We start from the raw sequence: 19,564 nt of genomic DNA, 5'->3' as shown, positions 1-19,564 counted from the left end.
GTTTATGAAGCGGTCATCACCTGCGAAGTTTTTCCAACAGTACTTTGCCGCAACACAGTTTGTTTGCTCTGGATGGCTGGCTCGCCTGACGGTGGAGCAAAGACTAAGGATGCTCGAAGACTTGATGCAGTGGGAGGTTACAACCCCGATGCCCGAGAACGCCAACGCGCCGACTCATGTGTGACTGAGTATTGGTGCTTTTCACCGGCCAGCAGCTGTTTACTGCTGGCTTTTTTCGTTTAATCTTTATGCATTTAACAAATACCTCTGACGACATCTCCTTTTAAGGACATTCCATGCTCTGGTTTTTGACCCGCGCACGCCGTTTTAACCCTGTTTACGCTGCCTTCATGGCCGTCTCTTTTATGATTGGCGTGGCCGGGGCGTTGCAGGCACCGACGCTTAGCCTGTTTTTAACTCGAGAAGTCGAAGTGAGGCCGTTTTGGGTCGGCCTGTTTTACACCGTTAACGCGATTGCCGGGATTGGCGTCAGTTTGCTGTTGGCCAAAAGGTCGGACAGTCGGGGCGACCGGCGAAAACTGATTATGGTTTGCTGCGCGATGGCGGTGGCAAACTGCGTTCTGTTTGCCTTTAATCGTCATTATCTGACGCTGATTACGCTTGGCGTGATGTTTGCCTCAATAGCCAATACCGCCATGCCGCAGATTTTTGCCCTGGCGCGTGAGTACGCCGACCGTTCTGCCCGCGAAGTGGTGATGTTCAGCTCGATCATGCGGGCGCAGCTTTCTCTGGCGTGGGTTATCGGGCCGCCACTCTCTTTTATGCTGGCGCTGAAATATGGCTTTACCACGATGTTTCTTATCGCTGCCGGGATATTCGTTATTTCACTGGCGCTGATTATTTTCGCGCTGCCTTCCGTGCCGAGAGTTGAGCAGCCCGCAGAGGTGGCAATAACGCAGGTCAGCGGCTGGAAAGACAGTAACGTGCGGATGCTCTTTATCGCTTCGATGCTGATGTGGACCTGCAACACCATGTACATCATCGATATGCCGCTGTGGATAAGCCATGATCTTGGGCTGCCGGATGAGCTGGCGGGGTTATTAATGGGCACGGCTGCAGGGATTGAGATCCCCGCGATGATCCTCGCCGGCTACTACGTGAAACGCTTTGGAAAACGTAACATGATGGTGGCGGCGGTTGTTGCTGGCATCCTGTTTTATGTTGGGCTGATTCTGTTCCACTCTAAAACGGCATTGGTGATCTTACAGCTGTTTAATGCGGTGTTTATCGGGATCATTGCGGGGATAGGCATGCTGTGGTTCCAGGATTTGATGCCTGGAAGACCGGGCTCTGCAACGACGCTATTCACCAACAGTATTTCAACGGGCGTGATTCTGGCTGGGATACTGCAGGGCGCGTTGGCGGAAGGTTTTGGTCACTATTCTGTTTACTGGCTGATGGCGGTGCTGGCGGTGGTTGCGCTGTTCCTGACTAGCCGGGTTAAGAACGTTTAAAATTTTCCCCTCTCATGAGTGAGAGGGGAAAATGAATTACCGCATAAACGCTGGCAGTTTTTGCTCGTAGCCAGAAATAGCGGCTTCGTGCTGCAGCGTCAGGCCGATGCTGTCCAGGCCGTTCAACATACAGTGACGGCGGAAGCTATCCAGCTCGAACGAATAGCTTTTCTCACCCGCCTGAACCGTCTGGGCTTCAAGGTCGACGACAAACTTAATGCCGGGCTGGGCATCGACCAGCTTGAACAGCTCATCAACCTGCTCATCGCTCAAGATAACCGGCAACAGCTGGTTGTTAAACGAGTTGCCATAGAAGATGTCCGCGAAGCTTGGCGCAATGACCACTTTGAAACCGTAGTCGGTTAATGCCCACGGGGCGTGCTCGCGCGAAGAGCCGCAGCCGAAGTTTTCACGCGCCAGCAAAATAGAGGCGCCTTTAAATTCCGGGTAGTTCAGCACGAACTCCGGGTTAGGCACTTGCCCGGCATCGTCCAGAAAACGCCAGTCGTTAAACAGGTGGGCGCCAAAACCGGTGCGGGTGACCTTCTGCAAAAACTGCTTCGGGATAATGGCATCGGTATCGACGTTCGCCGCGTCCAGCGGAACGACCAGGCCGGTATGTTGGATAAATTTCTCTGCCATGGTAGTTCCCCTTATTTCAGTGTACGAATATCGGCAAAATGACCGGAAACAGCGGCGGCGGCTGCCATCGCCGGGCTGACCAGATGAGTACGCCCGCCACGTCCCTGACGACCTTCGAAGTTACGGTTGCTGGTGGAGGCGCAACGCTCGCCTGGATTCAGGCGGTCATTGTTCATGGCCAGGCACATGGAACACCCAGGCAAACGCCACTCAAAACCGGCTTCAATGAAGATCTTATCCAGCCCTTCAGACTCGGCCTGAGCTTTAACCGGACCTGAGCCTGGCACAACCATGGCCAAAACGCCTGGTGCGACTTTGCGACCTTTGGCGACTTCAGCTGCTGCGCGCAGGTCTTCGATACGCGAGTTGGTGCAGGAACCAATAAAGACTTTATCGATAGCCACTGCGGTCAGGGGAATACCCGGTTGCAGGCCCATATAGGCGAGCGCTTTTTCTGCCGAAGCACGTTCTACCGGATCGCTGAAAGACTCCGGAGCAGGAATATTATCGGTGACGGAAATCACCTGGCCTGGGTTGGTTCCCCAGGTCACTTGCGGTGCAATGTCGGCGGCGTCTATGGTGACGATGGTGTCAAATTTAGCGCCATCGTCGGTGCTGAAGGTTTTCCAGTACTCGACGGCTTCATCCCAGTCCGCGCCTTTAGGGGCGTGCAGACGACCTTTCACATAGCTGAAGGTGGTTTCATCCGGCGCAACAATCCCGGCTTTGGCCCCCATTTCGATCGCCATGTTGCACAGCGTCATGCGGCCTTCCATGCTCAGGGCACGAATAGCGTCGCCGCAGAATTCAACCACGTGACCGGTGCCGCCGGCGCTGCCGGTTTTGCCGATGATAGCCAGCACGATATCTTTGGCCGTGATCCCCGGAGCCGCTTTGCCCTGGACTTCAATTTTCATGGTTTTCGCACGACCCTGTTTCAGAGTCTGCGTTGCCAGGACATGCTCAACTTCGGAAGTCCCAATCCCAAAAGCCAGTGCGCCGAATGCGCCGTGAGTGGCAGTATGGGAGTCGCCGCACACGATGGTCATGCCCGGCAGGGTGATCCCTTGTTCTGGCCCCATAACGTGAACGATGCCCTGATAAGGGTGGTTCAGATCGTACAGCTCAACGCCAAACTCTTTGCAGTTCTTCATCAGTTCCTGCATCTGAATACGGGCCATCTCGCCGGAGGCATTGATGTCCTTAGTTTGGGTCGACACGTTGTGGTCCATTGTGGCGAAGGTTTTCCCCGGCTGACGAACCGGGCGGCCATGGGCGCGCAATCCGTCAAAGGCCTGCGGGGAAGTCACTTCATGCACCAGGTGGCGATCGATATACAGCAGCGGTGTCTCTTCCGGGGCTTCATACACGACGTGGGCGTCGTACAACTTCTGATATAAGGTCCTGGCCATGATTATTTCCCCTGAGCGATGTAGCGGGCAATGATATCGCCCATTTCGTCGGTGCTGACTGCGTGACCATCGCGGGCTAAATCCCCGGTACGGTGGCCTTCTTCTAACGCGCGATTAATGGCGCTTTCGATAGCCTGCGCGGCTTCCTCGGCATCCAGGCTATAGCGCAACAGCAGCGCCAGCGACAGGATCTGCGCGATAGGGTTGGCAATGTTCTTCCCGGCGATATCCGGTGCTGAACCGCCCGCAGGTTCGTATAAGCCAAAGCCTTGTTCGTTGAGGCTGGCAGAAGGCAGCATGCCCATAGATCCGGTGATCATGGCGCACTCGTCGGACAGGATGTCTCCGAACAAGTTGGAGCACAGCAGAACGTCGAACTGCGATGGATCTTTAATTAACTGCATAGTGGCGTTGTCGATATACATGTGGGACAGCGACACATCCGGGTATTCTTTAGCGATTTCATTGACGATTTCACGCCACAACAGTGAGGTTTGCAGCACGTTTGCTTTATCAATGGAGGTTACTTTGCTGCGGCGTTTGCGGGCAGATTCAAAGGCGATGCGTGCAATGCGCTCGATCTCAAAGCGGTGGTAAACCTCGGTATCGAAGGCTTTCTCGTGCATACCGCTACCTTCACGGCCTTTCGGCTGGCCGAAGTAAATCCCGCCGGTCAGTTCGCGAACGCACAGAATGTCGAAGCCGTTAGCTGCGATGTCGGCGCGCAGCGGGCAAAACTCTTCCAGCCCCTGATACAGACGCGCAGGACGCAGGTTGCTGAAGAGTTTAAAATGTTTACGCAACGGCAGCAGGGCACCGCGTTCAGGCTGTTCTGCTGGCGGCAGATGTTCCCATTTCGGGCCACCTACAGAGCCGAACAGAATCGCATCGGCCTGCTCACAACCTTCGACTGTGGCCTGCGGCAGCGGGCTGCCGTGGCGATCAATCGCGGCACCACCGACGTCATAGGAGCTGGTGCTGATGCGGATATCAAAGCGATTGCGAACTGCATCCAGTACTTTCAGGGCCTGAGCCATCACTTCCGGGCCAATACCGTCACCCGGCAAAACTGCAATATGGTAATTTTTCGACATTACACGGTTTCCTGATTTTGTTCTTTATTCTGATGTTGAGCTTTGCGTTGCAATTCTTTTTCGACTTCACCGGCACGCCAGATGTTGTTCAGCACGTGGACCATGGCTTTGGCTGATGATTCGACGATGTCGGTTGTCAGCCCTACGCCGTGGAAGCGGCGGCCGTTGTAATCCACCACGATATCTACCTGGCCCAGGGCGTCTTTGCCTTGCCCTTTGGCGGTTAAGCTGTATTTCACCAGCTCAATGTTGTAATCGGTGATGCGGTTAATTGCCTGATAGACCGCATCCACCGGGCCGTTACCGTTTGCTGCTTCAGCTTTGACCTCTTCGCCGCAAACCAGCTTCACGGATGCCGTCGCGATACCGTTAGAACCCGACTGCACGCTGAAATAATCCAGGCTGAAGTGCTCAGGCTCTTCCTGCTGCTTGTTGATGAAGGCCAATGCTTCCAGGTCGTAGTCAAATACCTGGCCTTTTTTATCTGCCAGCTTCAGGAAGGAGTCGTACAGGTTATCCAGATTGTAATCAGCCTCTTTGTAACCCATCTCGTCCATGCGGTGCTTCACCGCGGCCCGGCCGGAGCGTGAGGTCAGGTTCAGCTGTACCTGATTCAGGCCGATGGATTCTGGCGTCATGATTTCGTAGTTTTCGCGATTTTTCAGCACGCCGTCCTGGTGAATACCGGAGGAGTGGGCGAAGGCGCCGGTGCCGACGATAGCTTTGTTGGCCGGAATTGGCATGTTGCAGATTTGGCTAACCATCTGGCTGGTGCGCCAGATTTCCTGATGATTGATATTGGTGTGCAGGTTCATGATGTCCTTGCGCACCTTGATAGCCATGATGACTTCTTCCAGTGAGCAGTTACCCGCGCGTTCACCGATACCGTTCATTGCGCCTTCCACCTGGCGAGCACCCGCGTGAACTGCCGCCATGGCATTCCCTACGGCCAGCCCCAAATCGTCGTGGGTGTGCACGGAAATAATCGCTTTATCAATGTTCGGCACGCGCTCATACAAACCGGTGATGATGTTGGAGAACTCAAACGGCATGGTGTAGCCGACGGTATCCGGGATGTTAATGGTGGTTGCGCCTGCGTTGATCGCGGCTTCGACTACGCGAGCCAGGTCGGCAATCGGCGTGCGGCCAGCATCTTCACAGGAAAATTCTACGTCATCGGTGTAGTTACGAGCGCGTTTCACCATATAAATAGCGCGCTCAATGACTTCATCCAGCGTACTGCGCAGCTTGGTGGCGATGTGCATTGGAGAGGTGGCGATGAAAGTATGAATACGGAACGCTTCAGCGACTTTTAAGGATTCAGCGGCAACATCTATGTCTTTTTCAACGCAGCGAGCAAGGCCACAAACGCGGCTGTTTTTGATATTGCGGGCAATAGTCTGTACGGATTCGAAATCACCGGGGGAAGAGACAGGGAAGCCGACTTCCATGACGTCGACGCCCATCCGTTCCAGCGCCATAGCGATCTGCAATTTCTCTTTTACGCTCAGGCTTGCCTGTAAAGCCTGTTCGCCGTCGCGCAATGTGGTATCAAAAATAATGACTTGCTGGCTCATGGTTCGGTCCTTTATCTCTTTGGGTGCCTTCGCGACGAGCATAAAAAAACCCGCGCATTGGCGCGGGTTTTTTCTGTCTGAAGGCTTGAATCAACGCTGATTGTCGCCCACCAGTCTACCGCGCAAATAAGATGCGTTTAGTAGTAGACCAAGTAGGCGGACGGTGCGATTCATGTTTCAAGCCCTGTGCAATTTCGTGATGTATTTATTGGTACTTGATCTCAACGCAGGTGTCAACCTTTAGGCCGGTTGTGGCATCGCTGGGCCGATGCGTTCGTCGTGTTTGCTCAGTGAAAGATACCGAGAAAATGTCTTTTCTTAATATATTAATTAAGATTAAAAGGCGTAATATCGTCTGAGAACAGACTGAATTTAAATAATTCATCTTATGAATATGATAGAACTGATGTATTGTTCACGGGCTGACAGATTTCTTATTACCCATCCGGTGACTTACTGGTTTTTATTGAGTGGTTTTATTGCTTCAGTAATAACTGTTCTGGTTAATTGAGTTGTTATAAATTCTTGTCAGAAAGATATTAAAATTAAATTTCAAACTTATGCATTGTGGAAAGGCACTCTATTTATTACTGGAGTAAAAATGGATTCTAAAATACATAAGAGTCGGGAGACTCTGGATGCAATAAGACCTCTGTTACGTAATGTAGACTTAAACCTGCTGACTGTTTTTGACACGGTAATGAGGGCACAAAGTATTACCGGTGCAGCCAGATTGTTGGGGATGTCTCAGCCAGCCGTCAGCAACGCCGTGTCCCGGTTGAAAACCACCTTCAAGGATGAGTTATTTGTTCGCAATGGGCGGACGATACAAGCAACAGCCAGAGCTTTTCAGCTTTATGACGTGATTCGTGACGCCTTACAGATGGTCCAGAATGAGCTACCGGAAGGGGACTTTGATCCTCTGAGGAGCAAGCGGCAGTTTACGCTTTGCGTTGCCAGTCCTTTAGACAGTAAAATAATGTCAAGTATTTTAGATACGATGAAATATAAAGCGCCTAACGTTCAATTAATTTTTAAATCTTCTTTTAATGAGGATGTTGAGCGGCAGCTACGCTATCAGGAAGTTGATTTTTTGATTTGTTATGATCAAATCTCTCGGCCTGAGTTTAAAAGAATCCCACTGTTTGAGGATGAAATCGTTTTAGTCACTGGCCAGGAGCACCCTGGTTTTTGTTCTCCGCTAACGACGCGTGATTTCTATAATCAGCAGCATGCGGTGGCTTCTCCAGAATGTTATGGCTCCTTCAGTTCACCGTGGTATGACACGTTGAATAAGCAAAATGCGATTGCCTATCAGGGAATGGCAATGACCTGTGTATTAAATGTGGTTTCACAAACACGGCTTGTGGCACTTGCACCACGCTGGTTGGTTGATAGTGTTCCTAATGAATTGAATTTAAGAGTGTTTCCTGTGCCTTTTATCAAAAGAAAGCGTACTTGTTATTTATCCTGGTATGGCTCAGTCGGGCAAGAAAAGGGGCATTTGTGGATGAAAAATCAGATAGCAAAAAGCTTATGTCAATAACGTTACCAGTATTATGGATGCTCGGGCCTGAACAGCCCGTTTCCACTTTTTTATGTTAGAAAGGCAGTATTTTGTACTTTAGCATTTTCTGGTGGCCTCTTCCTCACAGCTTAATAATGCTAAATTAATACATAACGCACTGTGATTCCCCGCATCTTTGGCATATTCGTCATTAGTCACCCTCTCTATTTAGTCGATCGCTCCGCTATGTCTGATTTTTATAGAGGTGAGTGCAATTTCTTCTCTTCAGGTTGCTCTGGCGGGTAATTGCCTGACGGATCTTGAGCGGTTATGTTAATGGGCTAAACCTATAAAAATGATACAGGCAGAGACACAACCTGTCGCAACGACGGTGCGGAAATGACTTCTGCATGCCGTCAAAAACGTGAGCCTGGAGGCAAAACCATGGAGATGTTGTCAGGAGCCGAGATGGTCGTCCGGTCGTTAATCGATCAGGGCGTAAAACAAGTATTCGGCTATCCGGGAGGCGCAGTACTCGATATTTACGATGCGCTTCATACTATGGGTGGGATCGATCATGTGCTGGTACGCCATGAACAGGCTGCAGTGCATATGGCCGACGGCCTGGCGCGTGCTACGGGAGAAACCGGTGTTGTGCTGGTGACTTCAGGGCCTGGCGCTACAAATGCTATTACCGGCATTGCAACCGCCTACATGGACTCCATTCCGATGGTTGTGTTGTCCGGGCAGGTCGCAACTTCATTGATTGGTTACGACGCCTTTCAGGAATGTGACATGGTCGGTATCTCCCGACCAGTCGTTAAACATAGCTTCCTGGTAAAACAGGTCGAGGACATACCTGGGATCATCAAAAAGGCATTCTGGCTTGCGTCCAGCGGCCGCCCAGGGCCGGTGGTCGTTGATTTACCCAAAGACATCATGAGTCCGCTGAATAAGCTGCCGTATGCCTGGCCAGACGCCGTTAGTATGCGCTCTTACAACCCAACGACGCAGGGCCACAAAGGGCAGATCAAGCGCGCCCTGCAGACGCTGATTGCGGCTAGAAAACCGGTGATGTACGTAGGCGGTGGGGCGATCAATTCAGCCTGCGAGGCAGAATTGTTGACGATTGCCGAAAAGCTCAATATTCCGGTTGTCTCATCGCTGATGGGGCTAGGTGCATTTCCGGCTACACATCGGCAGTCGCTGGGTATGCTGGGCATGCACGGCACCTATGAAGCCAACATGACGATGCATCATTCGGACGTTATCTTTGCCGTTGGCGTTCGCTTTGATGACCGAACCACTAACAATCTCGCTAAATACTGCCCGAATGCAACAGTGCTGCATATTGATATCGACCCTACGTCTATCTCCAAAACAGTTGCGGCGGATATCCCAATTGTGGGGGATGCGCGTCAAGCTCTGACGCAAATGCTGGACTTGCTTGCTCAGGAAGACGTTCAGCAATCCGGGGATGATATTCGGGACTGGTGGCAACAGGTTGGACAGTGGCGCGCTCGTCACTGCCTTGAGTTCGATCGCCATAGCCAGGCTATCAAGCCGCAGGCTGTTATTGAAACCGCTTATCGCCTGACGAACGGTGATGCTTATGTCACCTCCGATGTGGGCCAGCACCAAATGTTTGCCGCGCTCTATTATCCGTTCGATAAGCCACGCCGTTGGATAAATTCCGGTGGTTTAGGCACGATGGGCTTTGGTCTTCCTGCCGCGCTTGGCGTGAAGATGGCGTTGCCGGATGAAACGGTCATTTGCGTCACCGGCGATGGCAGTATTCAGATGAATATCCAGGAGCTTTCTACCGCACTGCAGTACGGCTTGTCGGTTCTGGTTTTGAACCTTAACAACCGTTACCTCGGCATGGTGAAACAGTGGCAGGACATGATTTATTCAGGCCGCCACTCTCAGTCTTATATGGAGTCGCTCCCGGACTTTGTTCGCCTGGCTGAAGCTTATGGCCACGTGGGGATTAGTATCACTAAGCCAGAAGAACTGGAAAGCAAACTTGCCGAAGCGCTGGAAACCGTGCGCGGCGGGCGACTTGTTTTTGTCGATGTCACAGTTGACGGTACTGAACACGTTTATCCGATGCAGATTCGCGGTGGCGGTATGGATGAAATGTGGCTAAGCAAAACGGAGAGAACCTGATTATGCGCCGGATATTATCTGTATTACTGGAAAATGAATCAGGTGCGCTGTCCCGGGTCATTGGTCTGTTTTCCCAGCGTGGTTACAACATTGAAAGCCTTACCGTAGCGCCTACGGACGATCCCACGCTTTCTCGTATGACAATCCAAACCGTGGGTGACGAGAAGGTACTGGAACAGATTGAGAAGCAGCTGCATAAGCTGGTGGATGTGTTACGCGTCAGTGAGCTGGGGCAGGGGGCCTACGTTGAGCGTGAAATCATGCTGGTGAAGGTACAGGCCAGCGGATACGGGCGGGAAGAGGTGAAGCGCAGCACGGAAATTTTCCGTGGGCAAATCATTGATGTGACGCCAACGCTTTACACCGTCCAGCTTGCCGGGACCAGCGATAAACTCAATGCGTTCCTTGATACGATCCGTGATGTTGCGAAAATCGTCGAAGTGGCCCGTTCGGGTATTGTTGGCGTTTCGCGTGGCGATAAGATCATGCGTTAGTCCCGAATGTGATCTAATTCACATGCCCGGTAATCACTGCCGGGCTTTTTTTTGCAAATAAGAAAACAAGCGCCTGCAAAAGCGGTTGCCGGAGTTATTATTCTGCGCTTAGATGTGAATGTCGTTAACCATAACCAGAGCATGGGTATGGATCACCTGGAGAGTAAGGGGCTACAGTGAAATTGGATGAAATCGCGCGTCTGGCTGGCGTGTCGCGCACCACGGCAAGCTATGTTATCAACGGAAAAGCAAAACAGTATCGCGTCAGCGATAAAACCGTTGAGAAAGTCATGGCGGTGGTACGCGAGCATAATTACCACCCTAATGCGGTAGCCGCTGGGCTACGTGCAGGACGCACGCGTTCTATTGGGCTGGTGATCCCAGACCTGGAAAACACCAGCTACACCCGTATAGCAAATTACCTTGAGCGTCAGGCTCGCCAGCGCGGCTATCAGTTACTGATCGCTTGCTCTGAGGATCAACCCGACAACGAAATGCGCTGTATTGAACATCTTCTGCAGCGGCAGGTTGATGCCATTATAGTGTCTACCTCGTTGCCGCCGGAGCATCCTTTTTATCAGCGTTGGGCAAACGATTCGTTCCCGATTATTGCGCTCGACCGTGCGTTAGACCGTGAACACTTTACCAGCGTTGTCGGTGCCGATCAGGACGATGCAGAAATGCTGGCTGAAGAGCTGCGGAAATTCCCTGGTGAAAATATCCTTTACCTTGGTGCATTACCTGAACTGTCCGTGAGTTTCCTGCGTGAGCAAGGGTTCCGTACTGCCTGGAAAGACGATCCTCGTACCGTCAATTATCTCTACGCTAACAGCTATGAGCGTGAGGCTGCCGCTCAGCTTTTTGAAAAGTGGCTGGAAACTCACGAGATGCCTGATGCGCTGTACACAACGTCCTTCGCACTGCTGCAGGGCGTGATGGATGTCACGCTGCGCCGTCAGGGGCGGCTGCCTTCGGAGTTGGCGATCGCCACCTTCGGCGATCATGAGCTGCTGGATTTCCTGCAGTGTCCGGTATTGGCGGTCGCACAGCGTCACCGCGATGTTGCCGAACGCGTACTGGAACTGGTGCTGGCAAGCCTTGATGAGCCACGTAAGCCGAAGCCTGGGTTGACCCGAATTCGCCGCAATCTTTATCGTCGGGGTAGCTTAAGTCGTTACTGATAAAGAGATCATTATCAGCCACTTAAAGTTAATTAAGATTTTTCCCGTATATTTACCCTTATTTTTTAAGGCAATTAATTAGGCGGGAAAAATCGGGTAAAAAAATCTCCATCGAGAAATAAATCTCTTCTTTGTATTATTTTGTTACACACCAGCAGCTAAGAAATGTTGGATTATTAATCATTAGCAACCTCTCTTTACTTCTGCCTCGCGCAGAGCCAGCGCCAGACGGGCATCTGGCGCTGTTCACTCGCTTTGAAATACCTTAAAATGCCGCCCGCGTCGCAAACTGAGTACTTAATATTTCTCCAGACAAGTATTCGGTCGTTTTAACGCTGTTGATGTTTATTGGTCTTTTTCTTTCAAATATTCATAACGTTAATTTTGCCTCGCTATTGCGGGCTTTTTCACGCCAGCCATTTATCAATCGCTTAGGCGCGGGAATTTATTCCCGTAAGCGGCCTGGCTGGCTTGACAAGGTTTTCCTCCCCTCCGTAAACTCCTTTATGTGGGAATTTGTGGGTTAAAGTGGTGAAATGGGTCATTAAAGGGTGAGGCTGGCATGTTCCGTGGGGCAACGTTAGTCAATCTCGACAGCAAGGGGCGGCTCGCCGTGCCTACCCGTTATAGGGAAAAGCTGATCGAAACCTCAGAAGGTCAGATGGTTTGTACCATCGACATCCATCACCCCTGCCTGCTGCTTTATACCGTTCCTGAGTGGGAAATCATTGAACAAAAGCTTGCCCGTCTGTCGAGCATGAACCCCGCAGAACGCCGCGTACAGCGTCTGTTATTGGGGCATGCCAGTGAATGTCAGATGGATAACGCCGGGCGATTGCTGTTGGCGCCCGTTTTACGGCAGCACGCCGGGCTTACCAAAGAAGTCATGCTGGTCGGCCAGTTCAATAAGTTTGAGCTGTGGGATGAAGCGACCTGGCATCAACAGGTCAAGGAAGATATCGACGCTGAGCAGGGTTCGACAAACACCTTGTCGGATCGTCTGCAGGACTTGTCACTTTAGAAATGATGGAAAATTTTAAACACACTACGGTGCTGCTGGACGAGGCCGTGAACGGCCTGAATATTCGTCCCGACGGCATCTACATTGATGGCACTTTTGGTCGCGGTGGCCATTCACGCCTGATTCTGTCCCAGCTCGGTGAGCAAGGACGGCTGCTGGCGATCGACCGCGATCCGCAGGCGATTGCTGCGGCTGCCGCTATCGATGACCCACGCTTCTCCATCATTCATGGCCCATTCTCTGCGCTTGCAGATTACGCACGTGAGCGCGAACTGGACGGCAAGATCGACGGCATTTTGCTGGATCTCGGCGTCTCTTCTCCTCAACTGGATGATGCAGAACGCGGTTTCTCGTTTATGCGTGATGGGCCGTTGGATATGCGTATGGACCCAACGCGAGGTCAATCTGCTGCTCAATGGTTGATGACGGCGGAAGAGGCTGATATTGCCTGGGTTATTAAAACCTTTGGTGAAGAACGTTTTGGTAAGCGCATTGCACGCGCCATCGTTGAGCGTAACCGGGAAGAGCCGATGACGCGTACCAAAGAGCTGGCGGCCGTCGTCTCTGCCGCTATGCCGGTTAAAGATAAGTTTAAGCACCCGGCTACCCGAACATTTCAGGCTATCCGGATCTGGATCAACAGCGAGCTGGATGAAATTGAAAAAGCGCTGAATGGCTCGCTGGAGGCGTTATCTCCCGGTGGCCGTTTATCGATCATCAGCTTCCACTCTCTGGAAGATCGCATTGTTAAACGCTTCATGCGTGAAAACAGCCGTGGGCCACAGGTCCCAGCCGGTTTACCGATGACGGAAGCACAGCTGAATAAGCTGGGTGGCCGCCAGTTGAAAGCGCTAGGTAAGCTGATGCCAGGGGAAGAAGAAGTGGCGGAAAATCCACGCGCCCGTAGTTCTGTTTTGCGGATTGCGGAGAGGACTAACGCATGATCAATCGGGTGACAGAAACCCTCAGCAGAGTGACGCAGCTCGGCAGCAACGAGCGTCATGCGCTGCCTGCCGTGATTGGTGGCGATCTTCTGCGCCATGGGAAACTGGCACTTTGCTTGTTCGTTGCCATTATTGTGACCGCGGTTTCCGTGGTCACGACGGCGCACCATACTCGTCTGCTCACTGCACAGCGCGAGCAGATGGTACTCGAGCGTGATGCGCTGGATATTGAATGGCGCAACCTGATTCTTGAAGAAAATGCGCTCGGCGATCATAGCCGGGTAGAACGGATCGCGACGGAAAAGCTGCAGCTGCAGCATGTCGATCCTTCACAGGAAAACATCGTAGTTCAGCAATAAGGAACAGTGCGGCAGATGAGAGCAGCGGCAAAAACGCTTAAACCAAAACGTCAGGAAGAACAGGCCAACTTTGTGAGTTGGCGTTTTGCGTTGCTCTGCGGTTGCATTCTGTTGGCGCTGGCTTTCCTTCTGGGCCGTGTTGCCTGGCTGCAGATAATCAACCCGGACATGCTGGTACGTCAGGGTGACATGCGTTCATTGCGCGTGCAGGAAGTGTCTACTTCCCGAGGGATGATAAGCGATCGCGCGGGACGCCCTCTTGCGGTTAGCGTACCGGTAAATGCCGTCTGGGCCGACCCGAAAGAATTGCATGACGCTGGCGGAGTCACGCTGGACAACCGCTGGAAAGCGCTAGCCGATGCACTAAAAATGCCTCTCGACCAGCTTTCATCCCGCGTGAACAGCAACCCCAATGGGCGGTTTATTTATCTTGCGCGTCAGGTTAACCCGGATATTGGCGACTACATCAAAAAGCTTAAGCTTCCGGGAATTCACCTTCGCCAGGAATCTCGTCGCTACTACCCATCCGGCGAAGTGACTGCTCACCTCATCGGCTTCACCAACGTGGACAGCGAAGGGATCGAGGGGGTGGAAAAAAGCTTTGATAAATGGCTCACCGGTCAGCCTGGCGAGCGCATTGTGCGTAAAGACCGCTACGGGCGCGTTATCGAAGACATTTCCTCTACCGACAGCCAGGCCGCCCATAACCTGGCTTTGAGCATTGATGAACGCCTGCAGGCGCTGGTTTATCGTGAACTGAATAACGCCGTTGCCTTCAACAAAGCCGAATCGGGCAGTGCCGTTTTGGTTGATGTTAATACTGGTGAAGTTCTGGCGATGGCGAACAGCCCGTCCTACAACCCGAACAATCTAACCGGCACGGCAAAAGACGTAATGCGTAACCGCACCATCACCGACGTCTTCGAGCCGGGTTCCACCGTTAAGCCGATGGTGGTAATGACCGCGTTGCAGCGTGGTGTGGTGAATGAAAATAGCGTATTGAATACGATTCCGTACCGCATTAATGGTCATGAGATCAAAGATGTGGCGCGGTACAGCGAATTGACCCTTACCGGGGTATTACAGAAGTCGAGTAACGTCGGTGTTTCTAAGCTGGCGTTAGCGATGCCCTCCTCAGCGTTAGTAGATACTTACTCACGTTTTGGACTGGGAAAAGCGACCAATTTGGGGTTGGTCGGGGAACGCAGTGGCTTATATCCTCAAAAACAACGGTGGTCTGACATAGAGAGGGCCACCTTCTCTTTCGGCTATGGGCTAATGGTAACCCCGTTACAGTTAGCGCGAGTCTACGCAACGATTGGCAGCTACGGCATTTATCGCCCGCTGTCGATAACCAAAGTTGACCCGCCGGTTCCCGGCGAGCGTATCTTTGCTGAATCAACCGTCCGCACCGTGGTGCACATGATGGAAAGCGTGGCGCTTCCCGGCGGCGGCGGCGTGAAGGCGGCCATTAAGGGCTACCGTATTGCGATTAAAACCGGTACTGCGAAAAAAGTCGGGCCGGACGGTAAATACATAAACAAATACATTGCTTACACCGCAGGCGTTGCGCCAGCCAGCCAGCCGCGATTTGCGCTGGTGGTGGTTATCAATGACCCGCAGGGCGGTAAGTATTACGGCGGTGCCGTATCTGCACCTGTGTTCGGTGCCATCATGGGCGGCGTACTGCGCACCATGAACATCGAGCCGGATGCGCTGGCAACCGGTGAGAAAAGCGAATTTGTAATTAATCAGAAAGAGGCATCAGGTGGCAGATCGTAATTTGAGCGACCTTCTTGCTCCGTGGGTAGCCGGGCTACCTGCGAGAGCGCTGCGAGAGATGACACTCGACAGCCGCGTGGCGGCTGCGGGCGATCTTTTTGTGGCCGTGGTCGGTCATCAGGCGGACGGGCGTCGTTATATCCCGCAGGCGATAGCACAGGGTGTGGCTGCCGTGATCGCAGAAGCGGACGGTGAAGCGGCGGATGGCGAAGTTCGCGAGATGCACGGCGTACCGGTCATTTACCTGAGCCAGCTGCATCAGCGCCTGTCTGCATTGGCTGGCCGTTTCTATCATCAACCTTCTGAATCCTTACGTCTGGTTGGTGTCACCGGCACCAACGGCAAAACGACAACGACTCAACTGTTGGCGCAGTGGGCGCAGCTGCTGGATGAAACCGGCGCAGTGATGGGGACCGTAGGCAATGGCCTGCTCGGGCAGGTTGTGCCGACAGAAAATACCACGGGTTCTGCGGTAGACGTGCAGCACGTGCTGGCGAGCCTGAAGGCTCAAGGTGCAACCTTTGGTGCCATGGAAGTTTCATCCCATGGTCTGGTTCAGCATCGCGTGGCGGCGCTGAAGTTTGCTGCGTCAGTGTTTACCAATTTAAGCCGCGATCACCTTGATTATCACGGTGATATGGCGAATTACGAAGCTGCTAAGTGGCTGTTGTTTTCCGAGCATGACTGCGGTCAGGCGATCATCAACGCCGATGACGAAGTGGGTCACCGCTGGTTGGCGCGCCTGCCGGATGCCGTGGCGGTCACAATGGAAAATAACCTTGAGCCGGGGGCGCATGGGCGCTGGCTGAAAGCGGATGAAGTGGTTTATCACGATGGTGGAGCGACGATTCACTTCAGTTCATCGTGGGGCAATGGCGAAATTGAAAGCCGCCTGATGGGCGCGTTTAACGTCAGTAATCTGCTGTTGGCTTTAGCCACGCTGCTGGCGCTGGGTTATCCGCTCGAAGCATTAATTGCCACAGGCCCGCGTCTACAACCTGTTTGTGGGCGAATGGAAGTGTTCAGCACTACCGGCAAACCTACCGTGGTAGTGGATTATGCCCACACGCCGGATGCGTTGGAAAAAGCGCTACAGGCAGCTCGTCTGCACTGTTCCGGCAAACTGTGGTGTGTATTCGGCTGTGGCGGCGATCGCGATAAAGGTAAGCGGCCAATTATGGGCGGTATTGCCGAACAATATGCCGATGTGGTGGTGGTAACCGATGACAACCCACGCACCGAAGAACCGAAGGCCATCGTCGACGATATCCTGACCGGTATGCTGGATGCAGGCCGTGCGCACGTTGTGCTGGGCCGCGCAGAAGCGGTGACTAACGCGATTATGCAGGCCAAAGAAAATGATGTGGTTCTGCTGGCGGGCAAAGGCCACGAGGACTATCAGATTGTTGGCAACCGTCGTCTGGATTACTCCGACCGCGTTACCGCAGCGCGCCTGCTGGGGGTTGTGGCATGATTCGCGTCTCCCTGAAGCAACTGGCATCCATTCTTAATGGGCAGCTACATGGCGCAGACGCCGACATTATTGATGTCACAACGGATACCCGTAAGCTGACAGCTGGCTGTCTGTTTGTTGCGCTGAAAGGCGAGCGTTTTGATGCCCATGACTTTGCCGCCGATGCGGTGAAAGGCGGGGCAGGCGCATTATTGGTTAACCGTAAGCTGGATATTGATGTTCCCCAACTGGTTGTGGCCGATACCCGCCTTGCATTTGGCGAGCTAGGTGCGTGGGTTCGCCAGCAGGTGCCTACTCGCGTTGTGGCGCTAACCGGCTCTTCCGGCAAAACCTCCGTGAAGGAAATGGCGGCATCTATTCTGCGCCAGTGCGGCAACACGCTTTATACAGCTGGCAACCTGAATAACGATATTGGCGTGCCGATGACGCTGCTGCGCCTGACGCCGGAATACGATTATGCCGTTATTGAGCTGGGTGCAAACCACCAGGGGGAAATCGCCTGGACCGTAGGGTTAACCCGCCCGGAAGCGGCTCTGGTAAACAACCTGGCGGCTGCGCATCTTGAAGGGTTTGGTTCCCTGGTGGGCGTGGCAAAAGCCAAAGGCGAGATCTTTACCGGCCTCGCGGCAAACGGTACGGCGATCCTTAACGCAGATAACAACGACTGGCTGAACTGGCAGGCGATCATTGGCGATCGTAAAACCTGGCGCTTCTCACCGAACGCTGCCGGAAGCGATTTCACCGCAACGAATATCCATATCACCTCCCACGGTACCGAATTTACTCTGCATACGCCGCAGGGCGATGTTGATGTCATTCTGCCTTTGCCGGGTCGCCACAATATTGCTAACTCGCTGGCGGCTACCGCATTAGCGATGTCCGTTGGCGCGACGCTCGAATCCGTAAAAGCGGGGCTTGCTGAGCTTAAAGCCGTGCCGGGCCGCCTGTTCCCTATCCAGCTTGCAGAGAATCAACTGCTTCTGGACGACAGCTACAACGCTAACGTGGGTTCAATGACCGCGGCGGCACAGGTTCTGTCAGAAATGCCGGGTTACCGTGTGATGGTAGTTGGCGATATGGGCGAGCTGGGTGAGGAAGCCGAAGCTTGCCATCGTCAGGTTGGCGAAGCGGCAAAAGCCGCAGGTATTGACCGTGTTTTGAGCGTTGGCGTGTTAAGCAAAACGCTGAGTGACGCATCAGAAGTTGGTGAACATTTTGCCGATAAACAGGCCGTGGTGGCGCGTTTGAAAGCGCTTATCGCGGAACATTCAATTTTAACCATTTTGGTGAAAGGTTCACGTAGTGCGGCCATGGAAGAGGTGGTTCGCGCATTACAGGAGAAACAAGCATGCTAGTTTGGCTGGCCGAACATTTGGTCAAATATTATTCCGGCTTTAACGTCTTTTCCTATCTGACGTTTCGCGCCATCGTCAGCCTGCTGACCGCTCTGTTTATCTCCCTGTGGATGGGACCGCGGATGATCGCTCGTTTACAGCAACTTTCCTTCGGGCAGGTTGTACGTAACGATGGTCCAGAGTCGCACTTTAGCAAGAAAGGGACGCCAACCATGGGCGGGATCATGATCCTGACCGCCATTGTGGTGTCCGTGCTGATGTGGGCTTATCCCTCGAACCCTTACGTCTGGTGCGTGCTGTTCGTACTGATCGGCTTCGGGATTGTTGGCTTTGTCGATGACTACCGCAAAGTGGTTCGTAAGGATACCAAAGGTCTGATTGCTCGCTGGAAATACTTCTGGATGTCGGTGATTGCACTGGTCGTTGCTTTCACAATGTATGCAGCCGGGAAAGGGACGCCAGCAACTGAACTTGTTGTGCCGTTCTTCAAAGACGTGATGCCGCAGCTTGGTTTGTTCTATGTACTGCTGGCGTATTTTGTAATTGTTGGTACCGGTAATGCGGTAAACCTGACGGATGGTCTTGATGGCCTGGCGATTATGCCTACCGTGTTTGTCGCTGCAGGTTTTGCGCTGGTGGCATGGGCTACGGGGAACATGAATTTTGCGGGCTACCTGCACATTCCTTACCTGCGCCATGCGGGTGAACTGGTTATCGTCTGTACGGCGATTGTCGGCGCAGGCCTGGGCTTCCTGTGGTTCAACACATACCCGGCTCAGGTCTTCATGGGCGATGTAGGCTCGTTGGCTCTTGGCGGGGCGCTGGGGACTATCGCGGTACTGCTGCGTCAGGAGTTCCTGCTGGTGATTATGGGTGGCGTGTTCGTCGTTGAAACGCTTTCGGTGATCCTGCAGGTGGGCTCGTTCAAGCTCAGAGGGCAGCGTATCTTCCGTATGGCGCCCATTCACCATCACTATGAATTGAAAGGCTGGCCGGAGCCACGCGTGATTGTGCGCTTCTGGATTATTTCGCTGATGCTGGTGCTTATTGGCCTGGCTACGCTGAAGGTTCGCTAAAT

The 19,564-nt window shown here is 53.0% G+C and carries 18 protein-coding genes; 13 read left to right on the top strand and 5 right to left on the bottom strand.

Translation table 11 applies throughout. The annotated features are described in order from the left end of the window. The first annotated feature begins 4 nt into the window (after positions 1 to 4). Together sgrT and ACREYP_RS18760 are read left to right on the top strand one after the other, a co-directional pair. Positions 5 to 184, top strand: a complete 180-nt coding sequence (gene sgrT, locus ACREYP_RS18765) for a glucose uptake inhibitor SgrT (RefSeq protein WP_008461749.1) — start codon at positions 5 to 7, stop codon at positions 182 to 184. 112 nt (positions 185 to 296) lie between these two features. Continuing rightward, the gene (locus ACREYP_RS18760) at positions 297 to 1,475 is read left to right on the top strand and encodes a sugar efflux transporter (RefSeq protein ID WP_336818414.1); all 1,179 of its coding nucleotides are present in this window, start codon (positions 297 to 299) and stop codon (positions 1,473 to 1,475) included. Between the two features lie 36 nt (positions 1,476 to 1,511). On the opposite strand, the gene leuD is transcribed toward ACREYP_RS18760, so the two are convergent. From leuD to leuL, 5 genes are all read right to left on the bottom strand, one after another. Next, positions 1,512 to 2,117, bottom strand: coding sequence for a 3-isopropylmalate dehydratase small subunit (gene leuD / locus ACREYP_RS18755; RefSeq protein WP_008461753.1), 606 nt, complete (start codon positions 2,115 to 2,117; stop codon positions 1,512 to 1,514). A gap of 11 nt (positions 2,118 to 2,128) precedes the next feature. Then, positions 2,129 to 3,529 carry a 3-isopropylmalate dehydratase large subunit gene (gene leuC / locus ACREYP_RS18750; protein ID WP_336818415.1) on the bottom strand — a complete coding sequence of 467 codons (1,401 nt, stop codon included), beginning with the start codon at positions 3,527 to 3,529 and terminating at the stop codon, positions 2,129 to 2,131. A gap of 2 nt (positions 3,530 to 3,531) precedes the next feature. Continuing rightward, complete coding sequence (gene leuB / locus ACREYP_RS18745; protein ID WP_166993533.1) at positions 3,532 to 4,623, bottom strand: 3-isopropylmalate dehydrogenase; 1,092 nt, start codon at positions 4,621 to 4,623, stop codon at positions 3,532 to 3,534. Continuing rightward, positions 4,623 to 6,200, bottom strand: coding sequence for a 2-isopropylmalate synthase (gene leuA / locus ACREYP_RS18740; protein ID WP_336818416.1), 1,578 nt, complete (start codon positions 6,198 to 6,200; stop codon positions 4,623 to 4,625). The genes leuB and leuA overlap by 1 nt, the downstream gene beginning before the upstream one ends. A gap of 90 nt (positions 6,201 to 6,290) precedes the next feature. Continuing rightward, complete coding sequence (gene leuL / locus ACREYP_RS18735; protein WP_139827388.1) at positions 6,291 to 6,374, bottom strand: leu operon leader peptide; 84 nt, start codon at positions 6,372 to 6,374, stop codon at positions 6,291 to 6,293. A gap of 427 nt (positions 6,375 to 6,801) precedes the next feature. Here leuL and leuO point away from each other — a divergent pair, with 427 nt between their 5' ends. From leuO to mraY, 11 genes are all read left to right on the top strand, one after another. Beyond that, the gene (gene leuO, locus ACREYP_RS18730; protein ID WP_336818417.1) at positions 6,802 to 7,746 is read left to right on the top strand and encodes a transcriptional regulator LeuO; all 945 of its coding nucleotides are present in this window, start codon (positions 6,802 to 6,804) and stop codon (positions 7,744 to 7,746) included. Positions 7,747 to 8,151: 405 nt separating this feature from the next. Next, a complete protein-coding gene (gene ilvI / locus ACREYP_RS18725; RefSeq protein WP_336818418.1) occupies positions 8,152 to 9,876 on the top strand; it encodes an acetolactate synthase 3 large subunit in 1,725 nt (574 codons plus the stop codon). A gap of 2 nt (positions 9,877 to 9,878) precedes the next feature. Further along, positions 9,879 to 10,370, top strand: coding sequence for an acetolactate synthase small subunit (gene ilvN / locus ACREYP_RS18720; RefSeq protein ID WP_008461768.1), 492 nt, complete (start codon positions 9,879 to 9,881; stop codon positions 10,368 to 10,370). Between the two features lie 176 nt (positions 10,371 to 10,546). Further along, entirely contained in the window at positions 10,547 to 11,551 is a 1,005-nt protein-coding gene (gene cra / locus ACREYP_RS18715; RefSeq protein WP_008461770.1) for a catabolite repressor/activator, read from the top strand. A gap of 562 nt (positions 11,552 to 12,113) precedes the next feature. Continuing rightward, positions 12,114 to 12,572 carry a division/cell wall cluster transcriptional repressor MraZ gene (mraZ, locus tag ACREYP_RS18710; RefSeq protein ID WP_008461772.1) on the top strand — a complete coding sequence of 153 codons (459 nt, stop codon included), beginning with the start codon at positions 12,114 to 12,116 and terminating at the stop codon, positions 12,570 to 12,572. Between the two features lie 2 nt (positions 12,573 to 12,574). Next, the gene (gene rsmH, locus ACREYP_RS18705) at positions 12,575 to 13,516 is read left to right on the top strand and encodes a 16S rRNA (cytosine(1402)-N(4))-methyltransferase RsmH (RefSeq protein ID WP_039300407.1); all 942 of its coding nucleotides are present in this window, start codon (positions 12,575 to 12,577) and stop codon (positions 13,514 to 13,516) included. Then, positions 13,513 to 13,875 (top strand): cell division protein FtsL, encoded by a 363-nt coding sequence (gene ftsL / locus ACREYP_RS18700; RefSeq protein ID WP_008461776.1) that lies wholly within the window; start codon positions 13,513 to 13,515, stop codon positions 13,873 to 13,875. The genes rsmH and ftsL overlap by 4 nt, the downstream gene beginning before the upstream one ends. Positions 13,876 to 13,890: 15 nt before the next feature. After that, a complete protein-coding gene (locus tag ACREYP_RS18695) occupies positions 13,891 to 15,657 on the top strand; it encodes a peptidoglycan glycosyltransferase FtsI (protein WP_008461778.1) in 1,767 nt (588 codons plus the stop codon). Next, complete coding sequence (gene murE / locus ACREYP_RS18690) at positions 15,644 to 17,131, top strand: UDP-N-acetylmuramoyl-L-alanyl-D-glutamate--2,6-diaminopimelate ligase (protein WP_336818419.1); 1,488 nt, start codon at positions 15,644 to 15,646, stop codon at positions 17,129 to 17,131. Before ACREYP_RS18695 ends, murE begins: the two co-directional genes overlap by 14 nt. After that, positions 17,128 to 18,486: a UDP-N-acetylmuramoyl-tripeptide--D-alanyl-D-alanine ligase gene (murF, locus tag ACREYP_RS18685; protein ID WP_336818420.1), complete on the top strand. Its 1,359-nt coding sequence runs from the start codon at positions 17,128 to 17,130 to the stop codon at positions 18,484 to 18,486. The genes murE and murF overlap by 4 nt, the downstream gene beginning before the upstream one ends. Next, on the top strand, positions 18,480 to 19,562 hold the full coding sequence (gene mraY, locus ACREYP_RS18680; RefSeq protein WP_039290277.1) for a phospho-N-acetylmuramoyl-pentapeptide-transferase: 1,083 nt from the start codon (positions 18,480 to 18,482) through the stop codon (positions 19,560 to 19,562). The genes murF and mraY overlap by 7 nt, the downstream gene beginning before the upstream one ends. Positions 19,563 to 19,564 lie beyond the last annotated feature (2 nt).

This window comes from Enterobacter sp. TMH.L2, from assembly GCF_050847315.1.
Classification (GTDB): domain Bacteria; phylum Pseudomonadota; class Gammaproteobacteria; order Enterobacterales; family Enterobacteriaceae; genus Cedecea.
The sequence above is the reverse complement of the archived record's forward strand: the minus strand, read 5'-3'. Positions and strand labels throughout refer to the sequence as shown.

Excerpts from the sequence above, each read along its gene's own strand:
- mraY (WP_039290277.1), top strand. The coding sequence starts at position 18,480 with ATGCTAGTTTGGCTGGCCGAACATTTGGTCAAATATTATTCCGGCTTT.
- leuO (WP_336818417.1), top strand. The coding sequence starts at position 6,802 with ATGGATTCTAAAATACATAAGAGTCGGGAGACTCTGGATGCAATAAGA.
- sgrT (WP_008461749.1), top strand. The coding sequence starts at position 5 with ATGAAGCGGTCATCACCTGCGAAGTTTTTCCAACAGTACTTTGCCGCA.
- ACREYP_RS18695 (WP_008461778.1), top strand. The coding sequence starts at position 13,891 with ATGAGAGCAGCGGCAAAAACGCTTAAACCAAAACGTCAGGAAGAACAG.
- ACREYP_RS18760 (WP_336818414.1), top strand. The coding sequence starts at position 297 with ATGCTCTGGTTTTTGACCCGCGCACGCCGTTTTAACCCTGTTTACGCT.
- rsmH (WP_039300407.1), top strand. The coding sequence starts at position 12,575 with ATGATGGAAAATTTTAAACACACTACGGTGCTGCTGGACGAGGCCGTG.
- leuA (WP_336818416.1), bottom strand. The coding sequence starts at position 6,200 with ATGAGCCAGCAAGTCATTATTTTTGATACCACATTGCGCGACGGCGAA.
- leuC (WP_336818415.1), bottom strand. The coding sequence starts at position 3,529 with ATGGCCAGGACCTTATATCAGAAGTTGTACGACGCCCACGTCGTGTAT.
- leuD (WP_008461753.1), bottom strand. The coding sequence starts at position 2,117 with ATGGCAGAGAAATTTATCCAACATACCGGCCTGGTCGTTCCGCTGGAC.
- murF (WP_336818420.1), top strand. The coding sequence starts at position 17,128 with ATGATTCGCGTCTCCCTGAAGCAACTGGCATCCATTCTTAATGGGCAG.
- ftsL (WP_008461776.1), top strand. The coding sequence starts at position 13,513 with ATGATCAATCGGGTGACAGAAACCCTCAGCAGAGTGACGCAGCTCGGC.
- leuL (WP_139827388.1), bottom strand. The coding sequence starts at position 6,374 with ATGAATCGCACCGTCCGCCTACTTGGTCTACTACTAAACGCATCTTAT.
- ilvN (WP_008461768.1), top strand. The coding sequence starts at position 9,879 with ATGCGCCGGATATTATCTGTATTACTGGAAAATGAATCAGGTGCGCTG.
- leuB (WP_166993533.1), bottom strand. The coding sequence starts at position 4,623 with ATGTCGAAAAATTACCATATTGCAGTTTTGCCGGGTGACGGTATTGGC.
- mraZ (WP_008461772.1), top strand. The coding sequence starts at position 12,114 with ATGTTCCGTGGGGCAACGTTAGTCAATCTCGACAGCAAGGGGCGGCTC.
- ilvI (WP_336818418.1), top strand. The coding sequence starts at position 8,152 with ATGGAGATGTTGTCAGGAGCCGAGATGGTCGTCCGGTCGTTAATCGAT.